At 47.4% G+C, this 10,907-nt stretch carries 11 protein-coding genes; 5 read left to right on the top strand and 6 right to left on the bottom strand.

Annotation, left to right across the window (positions count from 1 at the left end):
* Positions 1 to 89: 89 nt before the first annotated feature.
* The 4 genes from ABDB91_RS11285 (at position 90) to ABDB91_RS11270 (ending at position 3,117) form a co-directional block, all read left to right on the top strand.
* Positions 90 to 968 (top strand): MoxR family ATPase, encoded by an 879-nt coding sequence (locus ABDB91_RS11285; protein ID WP_347491585.1) that lies wholly within the window; start codon positions 90 to 92, stop codon positions 966 to 968.
* Positions 969 to 972: 4 nt separating this feature from the next.
* Complete coding sequence (locus tag ABDB91_RS11280; RefSeq protein ID WP_347487821.1) at positions 973 to 2,169, top strand: VWA domain-containing protein; 1,197 nt, start codon at positions 973 to 975, stop codon at positions 2,167 to 2,169.
* 129 nt (positions 2,170 to 2,298) lie between these two features.
* Entirely contained in the window at positions 2,299 to 2,751 is a 453-nt protein-coding gene (locus ABDB91_RS11275) for a C-GCAxxG-C-C family protein (protein WP_347487820.1), read from the top strand.
* A 15-nt stretch (positions 2,752 to 2,766) separates the two neighbouring features.
* Positions 2,767 to 3,117 (top strand): YraN family protein, encoded by a 351-nt coding sequence (locus tag ABDB91_RS11270; protein ID WP_347491584.1) that lies wholly within the window; start codon positions 2,767 to 2,769, stop codon positions 3,115 to 3,117.
* Positions 3,118 to 3,234: 117 nt separating this feature from the next.
* On the opposite strand, the gene ABDB91_RS11265 is transcribed toward ABDB91_RS11270, so the two are convergent.
* The 6 genes from ABDB91_RS11265 to ABDB91_RS11240 form a co-directional block, all read right to left on the bottom strand.
* Positions 3,235 to 4,017, bottom strand: a complete 783-nt coding sequence (locus ABDB91_RS11265) for an acyl-CoA dehydratase activase (protein WP_347487819.1) — start codon at positions 4,015 to 4,017, stop codon at positions 3,235 to 3,237.
* A gap of 437 nt (positions 4,018 to 4,454) precedes the next feature.
* Complete coding sequence (locus tag ABDB91_RS11260) at positions 4,455 to 5,684, bottom strand: 2-hydroxyacyl-CoA dehydratase family protein (protein WP_347487818.1); 1,230 nt, start codon at positions 5,682 to 5,684, stop codon at positions 4,455 to 4,457.
* Between the two features lie 35 nt (positions 5,685 to 5,719).
* Positions 5,720 to 6,844 carry a 2-hydroxyacyl-CoA dehydratase family protein gene (locus ABDB91_RS11255; protein WP_347487817.1) on the bottom strand — a complete coding sequence of 375 codons (1,125 nt, stop codon included), beginning with the start codon at positions 6,842 to 6,844 and terminating at the stop codon, positions 5,720 to 5,722.
* A 245-nt stretch (positions 6,845 to 7,089) separates the two neighbouring features.
* A complete protein-coding gene (locus ABDB91_RS11250; protein WP_347487816.1) occupies positions 7,090 to 7,491 on the bottom strand; it encodes a hypothetical protein in 402 nt (133 codons plus the stop codon).
* 163 nt (positions 7,492 to 7,654) lie between these two features.
* Positions 7,655 to 9,181, bottom strand: a complete 1,527-nt coding sequence (locus tag ABDB91_RS11245) for a YifB family Mg chelatase-like AAA ATPase (RefSeq protein WP_347487815.1) — start codon at positions 9,179 to 9,181, stop codon at positions 7,655 to 7,657.
* A 146-nt stretch (positions 9,182 to 9,327) separates the two neighbouring features.
* Positions 9,328 to 10,185: a methyl-accepting chemotaxis protein gene (locus ABDB91_RS11240; protein WP_347487814.1), complete on the bottom strand. Its 858-nt coding sequence runs from the start codon at positions 10,183 to 10,185 to the stop codon at positions 9,328 to 9,330.
* 410 nt (positions 10,186 to 10,595) lie between these two features.
* Between ABDB91_RS11240 and ABDB91_RS11235 the strand changes: the two genes are divergently transcribed.
* A complete protein-coding gene (locus tag ABDB91_RS11235) occupies positions 10,596 to 10,874 on the top strand; it encodes an acylphosphatase (protein WP_347487813.1) in 279 nt (92 codons plus the stop codon).
* Positions 10,875 to 10,907: the final 33 nt, after the last annotated feature.

Below are 10,907 nucleotides of genomic sequence, written 5' to 3'. Positions count from 1 at the left end.
AGGTGGGGGGCTTTTTTTAATTGTGCAGCGGGCCCATAATTCATGATATAATGATGTTATATTCAACCATTGCATTTTCGGAGGGTATGATGAATAAAAATACGGCATATCATGGTTCGGAAAAATATATTGCTTCACAAGAATTAATCAGTGCTGTTAATGTGGCGGCAGCGCTTAACCGCCCGCTTTTAATCAAGGGCGAGCCGGGAACCGGTAAAACAATGCTGGCTTTAAGCGTTGCTGAAAATCTAAAAATGCAGCTGCTGATCTGGAACATCAAATCCACTACCAAAGCACAGGACGGCTTGTATGTTTACGATACCGTGCAGCGTTTGTATGACAGCCAATTCGGCGAAGGTGATGTGCGCAATATTAAACAGTACATTAAACTGGGCAAACTGGGCGAATCGTTTATTTCGGAAGAGCGGGTTGTATTGTTGATTGATGAAATTGATAAGGCGGACATAGAATTTCCAAATGATTTATTATGGGAATTGGATCAAATGAGTTTTTATATACCCGAGACCGGCGAAACGGTAGCAGCCGAACATCGTCCCATAGTAGTCATTACCAGCAACGCCGAAAAGGAACTGCCGGATGCTTTTTTGCGCAGGTGTATATTCCATTACATTGCCTTTCCAGATGAAGAAATGATGGGACAGATTGTTAATGTACACTATCCAAACCTGGATAAAGAGTTGGTGCGTGCCGCCGTAAATGCTTTTTACAGCATCCGCGGCCTGCCCGGACTGCAGAAAAAACCCAGTACCAGCGAGTTGTTGGATTGGGTTCAGGCGTTGGTGGTTGGTGGTGTCGACCCGCGTATTATTGAAAAAGAGATACCCTTGCCGGGGGTTTTGCTCAAAAAGGATAACGATATGGCCTTATGGCAGCGCAAGTACGGTGGCGGCGCCGGAGAAGCTCGGGCGACAGGAAAGAAAAACGTAACCGGCCACTGGCGGAGTTGATATAATGTTTACCAGCCTGTTTTACGGCTTGCGCCGGGAGGGTGTGAACGTAACTCTTACAGAATGGTTAACCTTGATGGAGGCGCTGCGCCATGGATTAGCCAATAGCAGCTTGATTAATTTTTATTATTTAGCCCGTTCGGTGTTGATAAAAAGTGAAACCCAATACGATGCTTTTGACCGGGCATTTTTACAATGTTTTAAGGATATTGAAACGCCGCCCGAAGTAACCGCGGAAGTGCTTAAATGGCTGGAAAACGCGCTGCCGCCCCTTAAAATGGACCGGGACGGCAAAAGACCTGATCTGCAATGGAGTTTGGATGAATTAAAAAGAAAGTTGGCCGAACGCTTGAAGGAACAAGCGGAGCAGCATCACGGGGGCTCTTATTGGATAGGCACGGGAGGTACGTCGCCTTTCGGACATTCCGGATACCATCCGGCCGGTGTACGCATCGGGGGACAATCGGTTAACCGTTCGGCGGTTAAGGTGGCTGCCGAGCGTGCTTATATAGACTTTCGTTCCGATGAAACACTTAATACCAGGCAGTTTGAGCTGGCTCTGCGCAAATTACGCTTGCTGAGCACGGCGGTGGAAGGCGAACGGGATGTGCTTGACCTGGATGCCACCGTGGATGCCACCGGGCGTAATGCCGGGCGGTTGGAATTGGTGTGGACCAGGGGACGCAGGAACAAAATTAAACTGATTATTCTTATGGATTCCGGCGGTTCCATGAACGCTTACCAAAGGCTTTGTAGCCGGCTATTTAACGCGGCCAACAAGTCGACACATTTTCGTGATCTGAAGTTTTACTACTTCCACAACTGTGTTTATGAATTTGTTTTTAATGATCCTATTTGTCTCAGACGCAATTCCACAGCCACATATGACTTCTTGCGCCGGTACGGTTCGGATTACCGGCTTATCGTGGTGGGTGACGCCAGCATGGGTGCCGGAGAGTTATTGATGCCCTACGGTGCGCTGGAATGGGGAGCGGACAACGAGGAACCGGGCCTGAAATGGCTGCAAAGATTGGCCGGCCATTTTGAACACAGTGTGTGGCTGAATCCCATAGCCAAGCATTACTGGGGCATGGTGGAGGGAAGCCCGACCATTGGTTTGGTTAGGGAAGTCTTTCCTATGTTTGAGCTGACTCTGGACGGTTTGAATGCGGCTGTTAAAAAGCTTAGGGTTAAGAGATAAGCTTATGGAGGTGCGGCCAAATCAGTATAGAATTAAATAATAGGATTATCCATGTCCAATATTTAATGCGATACCGGTATTCAGGTACCAGAGATTGGTTTTATAAATCTTATAAGGAGTTGTTGAAACATGGATAAAGAGTTGGCGATTCAGATGAGAAACAAGGCCGGTGAAAATTTCCGCAATGGGCATAACTGTGCGGAGTCTATTTTTCTTGCTTTCCGGGAATTGGTGGCCCCGGATGTCGATCCAGGTTTGGTTAAAATGTTTACTGTCTACGGAGGCGGTCTGGGACATGCCGGTTGTATGTGCGGGGCGCTCACCGCATCGGCGGCCATGCTAAGCTTGCTTAAGGGGCGTACCGGTACGGACATGCAGGATCGGGACGTCTGCTACCGGCTTTCCAGGGAATTGCATGACCGTTTCGAACAAAAGTATGGAGCTACCTGCTGTCGGGTGCTGAATCCCCATGAAATTGACAGCCGCGAGCACCTGGTTAACTGCTTGAAAATTACCGGCAACACCGCCAAATTGCTGACTGAATACTTAATGGACAAGGATTTGCTGCCGCAGGGGAAGTAGGTATTATCCGTGACTATGTTAAGACGCCGGCTGGGCATTGCCGGCGAAAACATTGCCGCTGCTTATTTGCAAAAAAAAGGCCTGCAAGTTATAGAACGTAATTTCAGGTGCCGCTTGGGTGAGATCGACATTATTGCCCGGCAGGGAAAATATCTGGTTTTTGTGGAGGTGCGCGCCAGAAGCAGCGCGTCATGCGGATTGCCTGAGGAAAGCATTACAGCTGCTAAAATTAAAAAACTGCAGCGGTTGGCTCAGGCTTACATGGCAATAAAGTCCTATAAAAACCTGGATGTTCGTTTTGATGTGGTAGCGGTATATTGTGCCGGGGAAAAAACAACTGTAACCCATATAGAAAACGCGTTTTAGAGGAAATATGAAGTGCTGTTGGATGTAGTTAAAACGAATTTAAGGATGTTTGATAACAAAATTAAATTGATCTTTAAAGTGAAAGTGAACTCGTTCAGCTTTAGCTGAACGAGTTCACTAACGGGCTTCCATGCTTTTCGCTATTAGAGCTGCTCCCAAAGCCGCCGTAATCTCAGGCTCGTCGGGCACAAAAAGCTGTTGGCCCAGCTGTTTGGCCAGTGCGTGTGTGACACCGGAGTTGCGGGCTACACCGCCGGTAAAAACTATCTTAAGCTCCAAACCGGTGCGTGATGTCATAGCGGCTACCCGTGCGGCTACTGAATCACAAACTCCGGCTACTATGTCCGCTTTTTTTGCACCGGCGGACACATGGGAGATAACTTCGGATTCCGCAAAAACCGTGCAAAATGATGAAATAATACACTGCTCCTGTGCTTCCGCGGCCAACTTGCCTAAGTCCTCAACCCGCAGTTCCAATGCTCCGGCCATGACCTCCAGAAAACGCCCCGTACCCGCGGCACACTTGTCGTTCATGGCAAAATCAACTACTTTTCCACCGGGTAACATTTTGATTACTTTACTGTCCTGTCCGCCGATATCAATAACCGTTCTGGCGTCACCGAACAGGTGGGCAATGCCCCGGGCCTGGCAGGTGATCTCGGATACTTCACGGTCGGCGGGGAAGGTGATACGGCCATAGCCGGTGGCCACTGTTGCAGCTATATCCCTTTTATCCAGATTATTCTTATGCAGTAATTCAGTTGTCAGCCGTTCGGCCACGTTGCGGCCGCTGTAGCCCGAGCGCCCTGTGGCTCCGGCCACCGGTTTCCCTTCGGTGCTAACCAGCACCACCTTTGTCGTAAGTGAACCTATGTCTACTCCCAAGTAGTAACGATTCATTTTATTCCTCCTAATTCTAGCAATATAAATAATAATGGGCTTTGTAAATGATAATAAGTCTGGTAGATGATAACGAGCTTGGTATTGATTGGTTGCGATATTGGAAATAGGCATTCATGCCGCTCTGTTGCTGCATCAGCGGAAGATGAAAATAGATCGGCTTGTCGTTGCTATGATTGCAAGCTACGGTGCTTAAAGTCTGTCATTGCTATGAATAAAACCTGTGACGCTTAAAGTCCGTCATTGCGGGCTGCAAAGCAACAAAGCAACCCGTTTTGCAGCCCGCATTTCTTTGGGGGACCCGCTGCGGAGTCTGGGATTGCTTCGCTGCGCTCGCAATGACATTAGCCGGCAATGACATATATTCGTTTATCGTGGTGCGTGCGACGCGTGATAATTGCGGGGAGCGGAGCGACACGGCAAAGCCAGCCGGGTGTTTAAATGCCGCCTACTGTTTCCAAAAAAGCCTGTACCCGGTTGCGGATAGGTTCTTCCGCATATGCTCTTTGATCTGCCATATCCGCTTCTATCATTAAGCCCGGAACGCCGGTTTCCCGCATTACCTGACGGCGAATTATCTCCTGCACCAATGAGTAAGGCTTGCAGGATCGATTAGAGTGCATAACAAAACCGTCTGCTTCGTACTCCTGAATTAATTCAATTATTTGACGAGCCCTAAATTCCGGGGAACGGTTTAAAAATATTTCGGTGTAAGTGGCGGCCATGCTTTCCAGCGGGTCGCCCGGCGAAAGCTCCATAACCCAACCACCGCTGTATGTATCGGTGACAAAGCAGGCTCCTTGTTCGGAGAACATTTTAAAAAAGCCGAATATTTGATACCAGATGGCTATATTGTCCCAAACCAGGCGAATTTTCTCTCCGTCAACCGCTCCCTGGCTTTGCTGTACCCTTTGTTTAACTTCATCCCTGAGCTTACGGTAATAGTCGACCGCCTGTTGGGTCCCCCGCAGGGTCACTATGGGAGCCATATGAATGAACAGATCCGGAGCGTTAAGCGGTGATGGTGTATTACGGCAAAACTGCCGAATTTCTTTCCAAAGTTGGATGGTTTCATTGCTCCGGGCGAGCTGCCGGCTCAATTCTTCCCGGTTGAAGCGGCGATTGGTCAGATGCTCCAGGTTTTTAACCATTTCCTTAAGCTGTGCATATACATATTCTCTGGCGTGGACGGTCAAGTCACCGGGTAAAAAGGGAGTATCCAGCACCAGCAGCGGCACCTTAAATATGCGGGCCAGTGCTTCGTACCATTTAAGCACGGTGCCGCAGATGTTGGTGCAGCATACCAGCATGTCCGGGGGTTTGGGCAGCCCGCCCATAGGGGCTAGGTCGGGACGTATAATAGAGCCGATATGAGACCGGGCGTAAGAGCAAAGATCCTGGGAATATCCCGTTGCCTCAGCCACCTGGCAGAGATTGGCGGATACCCGTCTGGTCCCGCAAATAGCTCCGTAATTTTCCGGATAAACGGGATGTATATTAAAAGCCCTTAACAGCTCCACCGGGGCGCCGCTGGTGATCCAGGCCAGCGGCCGTTTTAAGGGCTTGCCCCAAAGCCTATGATATCGCGACAATGCGTAGTATTTAGTCATCATTTTTTCCAAATGTTGCGTGCTGGCTAATGGTAGATAGCGGCGCTTTTCGGCCATTTTTTATCTCTCCTTAATTTACGGCTTTAATCAGATTATAGACTTTCTAAAAAAGCTTGCAGCCGGGTGCGCTCTTGTCCGCCAACTTCCGCTCTCTCTAATTCTAATACCAGCGTATTTATGCCTGCCGAACGCATTCTTTGGGCGAGGGGTACAGAATCCCAAGCGTGCGGGTCACAGTATTTTCTTACCACCAATAAGGCGCCAACAGCTTGCCGGCCTTGTGCTAATTTTACCAGGTAATCCACTCGCTCCTCCAAACCACGATGGCGGCACGGGCAGGGAGGCATGGTGGAGTAACGCCGGACAATCGCTTTAAGCGGGTCGGTTCCATATTGGATATCGCTCATCGTTAAAAAGTGATGATTCCCAGTGCAGGTGTCATCGGCCACTATCCGGCCACCCAGTTCCTCCACCATTTTAAATAAACTGTCGTTTTCCAAAACAGGCCCGCTTATCAATATCCGACGATGGCTTGGGTTGCTGGCCGTCTTTTCCCTGATAGCTGGCAGTGCGGCTTTCAGAGCCTCGGCATATTCAGTCCGGGGCATTACCTGGCCGGCCCGCAGCAAAGCTGAAACCAGCGGCGAAGGTAATTCCGCACGCATATTGTCGAGTTCAGCCACCAAGCTGCGGATGTGTTCGCAAAGCTCTATGGCCTTGCCTATTTTATTCGCATCAGGCCGGCATCCTGTTATACTGCTTAATTTCTGCAGCAGAGCATCCAGTTCGCTTTCGTAAAACCGGTCAGCCGCCGGGGTGTTCAGAATGACCGGCGGTACCATAGACAGGGCGGTCCCGGGAGCTAAGGTTCGGCCCCAGATTCCTCCCAGGCACTGCATGGTGTCGCAGGTATGCGCAAACCCCGTCCCGGCCAGGTCCTTGTAATTGCCGGATATGGCGCCGGCCAGGCTGATTCTGGCCAGTGAGCAGCAATAGGCAGGCAGTTCAGACGGGGTGCCCCGGGTGGTGGTGGGGAGGATGCGCAAAGGTTCAAGGCCTGCAGCTAGAATTAACTCCTCCGGCCAGTAACTGCAAAAATACCCGAAAAAACGTTTTTGGGGGTAACGTTCCCTGCGTTTTGTGCCGTTAAGGGCGGCCTCTTCAAGGAGTAATTCCAAATAATCAATTGGTGTATATGGCGAGCTCTTTTCAAACATATAGTTACAGCCTCCGTTTAGATTACCATTGCCAAACAAATGCCATCCTGTTCAGTTTATAAAAAACATTTAGAAAATTAAATGCAGGAGGTCTTACTTATCACACTTTTGCCTGCGTTCCGGCGAGCTGTGCAGGGTGCTCGCGTAGCGCTTCATAATGATCCACATGGTGGAGGTTTATATCTTGTATTGTCGCATACACTGATAAGGCAATGTCAGCCGGTGGTATCCGGTGTTGTTGTGGTTCACGCTATAGTGATTAATTCCGCATATTGATCGGCGTTAAAATCGCGGTCATATTCGATGTCCCCGAAAATGTCCGGAAAATTTTTCCGCAGGTGCAGCAACATGGGGATCATAAGCTGCTTTAAAGATTCAGGTGATGATTGCCTAGTGGTTGTCTCCAGCAATTCGTGCCATTGCGCCAGGGAGTACTGATACACAATCCTGCTCTTGGTGGCTCCTTTAGTAAATTCGGTAGGGAACCGAAACGGCTTTTCCCCGGCGAATATTCGCTGAGTTGATACCGTTATAGGTACTTCAACGTTATTCCCGTATACGGCGATAGCTATAAACTCTGTTTCGCCGGTATTGTTTGTTAATTCAGATTGCCTTTCCTGCACCAGTAACAACGGACGGTTATTCATTGCCAACACCTCATAAAAAATATTATAGCACATTCGAAAAATAATAAAGTTTTGCAAATACAGGCCTTATTATTTGCTTTTTGAGGCTTGACCTCAAAAAGATCAATAACTTCATATCCCAATGGAATTATTAGATTGGTAGAAGCTGTTCGCAGTTTACATGTCAAGCACCCCAGTACTTTCTTTCCATTCCCCTGTATTGGACGGCTTCCGCTACATGCTCAACCTGTATTTGTTCAGAGCCCGCAAGATCAGCCAAGGTGCGCGCCACTTTAATAATTTTATTATGGGCGCGGGCACTGAGCTTCAGGCGGTTGAAGGCCGTGCGCAATAAATCCGCAGCTTCAGTATTCAACCGGCAGTGCTTCTTTATTTGCGCCGGAGACATCTCGGCATTACATGCTTCTTTGCCGAACCGGGTAAATTGCGTTTCCCTGGCTGCCTGCACCCTTTGGCGAATAGTTTCCGAAGCTTCACCCGGCGGGCTGTTTTCCAGATCGTTAAAGGTAAGACGGGGTACATCTATCTGAATTTCGAAACGGTCAAGCAGTGGCCCGGAGAGACGGTTTAAATAATGCTTTATCTGTAATGGTGTGCACGAGCACTCCCGCTCCGTATCACCCAGAAAACCACACGGACAAGGATTCATTGAAGCCACAAGCATGATTCTGGCGGGATAGGTGACAGAGGAGTGTACACGGGAAATAGTTACCACAGCATCTTCCAATGGCTGTCGTAACGCTTCCAAGGCATCTCTTTTAAACTCGGCAGTCTCGTCAAGAAAGAGTACCCCCAAGTGGGCCAGGCTGATTTCACCCGGCTTGGGGTATTTACCCCCTCCGACCAGCGCTGAAGTAGATGTGTTATGATGCGGGGAACGAAAAGGACGTTCCGTAACCAGCGGTTGGTTGGGCTGCAGAAGTCCTGCCAGGCTGTAAAGATTGGTTATCTCCAGTGCTTCAGCGAGTGACAAATCGGGCAATATGCCGGGTAACCGACGGGCCAGCATGGTCTTTCCCGAGCCGGGGGACCCCAGCATTAAAATGTTATGTCCACCGGCTGCGGCTACTTCCAGACCGCGCTTTACAACCAGCTGTCCGCGTACATCGGACATATCCCCTGTGACGTTGCGTTTGGTCCAGAATTTATTGCTGTCCACAGTATGGGGACATATAAGTTCTTCACCTTGCAAATGTCGAATTAAACGAATCAAGTTGGGAGCGGGATATACTTTTATGCTCTGAATCAGGGCAGCCTCGTCAGCGTTTTCAGCCGGTACAACAACTTGATCACAGCCATCTGCCGGCAGCAGCATAACCCTGGGCAATACCCCGTTTATGCTCCGGATTGACCCGTCCAGGGACAGCTCACCAATAAATATATAGACGTTGACCCACTCGGAATCAATTTGTTCTGTTGAAGACAATATTCCCAGTGATATGGCCAGATCATAAACCGGACCTTCCTTTTTTAGATCCGCCGGGGCCAGATTAACAGTAATGCGTTTGGCGGGAAAATCAAACCCGGCGTTTTTTATAGCGGCGCGCACTCGATCTTTAGCTTCCCGCACCGCAGCACCCGGCAGGCCTACAATGTCAAATCCTGGAAGACCACTGGACACATCCACCTCAACCCGCACAATGTAACTATCCAGGCCATTTAAGGCTAAGCTTTTGACAATGGTCAGCATTATATGTATACCCCCACTGCATCTTTCGTCAAAACCATTGTCAATCCCTGCTAATTCAGACATTTCTGTTTTATAAAGTCATTTTGTATATCTATATTAATGCAAATTTATCACTAAAGGCTAAATTTTATCGCAATGCTATGCTATTACAAATCAACAAGATCCTCTGATATCTGCGCCAATTCCTCAACCATAGTTTCTATCTTTTTAATGCTGCCTGTTATTTCTTCAGTGGAAGCGGCTTGCTGCTGTGAAACTGCGGAAATCTGATGTATCTCCATGGTAAAGTTTAATATCGTTTCCCGTATTTTACTCAGCCGCTCATTTACTCCTTTAACTGAATTATTGGTTTTTGCAGCTAATTTGCGTATTTCACCGGCCACTACGTTAAATCCTCGCCCGTAGTTTCCCGCTCGAGCGGATTCAATAGCAGCATTTAAACCTAACAGGTGGGTTTGGTCGGAAACCTCTTTAATTAGGGCTATAACCATATCCATCTCATTAATATCTTTATTAATACCGGAAGTATTTTTCTCAAGGTCCTGAGCGGTAATTGCCAGTTGTTCTGAAGTGTTCTGTAATTCATTAATGGAATCGCTAATTTGTTGTGTGAACGAATTTAACGCTTCAGCCATAGTAATAATCTTTTCTTGTGTTTCAATAGGATAAGTAATTGTTATAGTACCTGCTATGCTGCCATCATCTTCTGTGACAGGAATTCCTAATCCAACATATGGTATTCCCATTACTTCCTTGGGTATCCTTCTTACCTCGCGACTCTCGGACATCATAGCAGTTTCTGTTATACCACCCTTTTTTATAGGATCTCCAACTTTAACCGGAACCGTAAGTTTTTTTCCATGCGTAACATACAGATATTTATGTAAATCCGCCAGAGCTAAACCATATTCCTCGCCCAGCATAGCACGCAAATAAGGTGCCAGGCTCAGTAAAGATTGTATTTTGCTTTCTTTTCCAGGTTCATCTTCATGTAGATAGTCCATAACAGGCAGCCTCCTTGAATAGTATATTTGATATAATATCTATTATAGAATATATCGTAAAATAAGAAAATAAACTTAATAGCTTATTTTTTGTCTAACCGGTTTAGCTATTAATAAAATAAGCCCTTGGTTATTTATCGGGGCATGGACCCAGTATTAATTTCAACAGCAATAATATGGTATTCTATGATAAAATATTTAATACATAATGCTAAGCTTTGACTTTTAGTTGAATTCCTGAAAAAAGACTAAAATATTCATTAATAAGTTAGAGATTTTTAATGCGAATACACAATAGCGAATATCCACCTTTTCACGAGGTCATGCGACAGTATCCGGGTAGTGCGTAAATATGATATGAGCAAGCGGGAAACCAAAATCAATTTATACTATACAGGGGTGATGCCAGGATGACACAAAAACATGTCTTTATTTCCGGTCGGGTGCAGGGGGTTTACTACAGGGATTATACCAGGCGGGAAGCGGAAAAACTGGGTATCAAGGGATGGGTGCGCAATCTGCCCGACGGCAGGGTAGAGGCTGTTTTTGAAGGACCCGAAGATACTGTGGAAAACATGGTTGCCTGGTGTTATCAGGGTTCACCACGTTCTGAGGTGATTAAGGTGGAAGTAGCAAAAAGCAACCCGCAATTAAAGGAAAACTTTATTGACTTTAAGATAACCCGTTAGTTCATTATTTTGTATGCTGATTTTTAAATATTG

This window comes from Desulfoscipio sp. XC116, assembly GCF_039851975.1.
Taxonomy (GTDB): Bacteria; Bacillota; Desulfotomaculia; order Desulfotomaculales; family Desulfallaceae; genus Sporotomaculum.
Note: the sequence above shows the minus strand (reverse complement) of the source record. Positions and strands in the feature narration are given on the sequence as shown.

Excerpts from the sequence above, each read along its gene's own strand:
- ABDB91_RS11285 (WP_347491585.1), top strand. The coding sequence starts at position 90 with ATGAATAAAAATACGGCATATCATGGTTCGGAAAAATATATTGCTTCA.
- ABDB91_RS11280 (WP_347487821.1), top strand. The coding sequence starts at position 973 with ATGTTTACCAGCCTGTTTTACGGCTTGCGCCGGGAGGGTGTGAACGTA.
- ABDB91_RS11275 (WP_347487820.1), top strand. The coding sequence starts at position 2,299 with ATGGATAAAGAGTTGGCGATTCAGATGAGAAACAAGGCCGGTGAAAAT.
- ABDB91_RS11270 (WP_347491584.1), top strand. The coding sequence starts at position 2,767 with ATGTTAAGACGCCGGCTGGGCATTGCCGGCGAAAACATTGCCGCTGCT.
- ABDB91_RS11265 (WP_347487819.1), bottom strand. The coding sequence starts at position 4,017 with ATGAATCGTTACTACTTGGGAGTAGACATAGGTTCACTTACGACAAAG.
- ABDB91_RS11260 (WP_347487818.1), bottom strand. The coding sequence starts at position 5,684 with ATGGCCGAAAAGCGCCGCTATCTACCATTAGCCAGCACGCAACATTTG.
- ABDB91_RS11255 (WP_347487817.1), bottom strand. The coding sequence starts at position 6,844 with ATGTTTGAAAAGAGCTCGCCATATACACCAATTGATTATTTGGAATTA.
- ABDB91_RS11250 (WP_347487816.1), bottom strand. The coding sequence starts at position 7,491 with ATGAATAACCGTCCGTTGTTACTGGTGCAGGAAAGGCAATCTGAATTA.
- ABDB91_RS11245 (WP_347487815.1), bottom strand. The coding sequence starts at position 9,181 with ATGCTGACCATTGTCAAAAGCTTAGCCTTAAATGGCCTGGATAGTTAC.
- ABDB91_RS11240 (WP_347487814.1), bottom strand. The coding sequence starts at position 10,185 with ATGGACTATCTACATGAAGATGAACCTGGAAAAGAAAGCAAAATACAA.
- ABDB91_RS11235 (WP_347487813.1), top strand. The coding sequence starts at position 10,596 with ATGACACAAAAACATGTCTTTATTTCCGGTCGGGTGCAGGGGGTTTAC.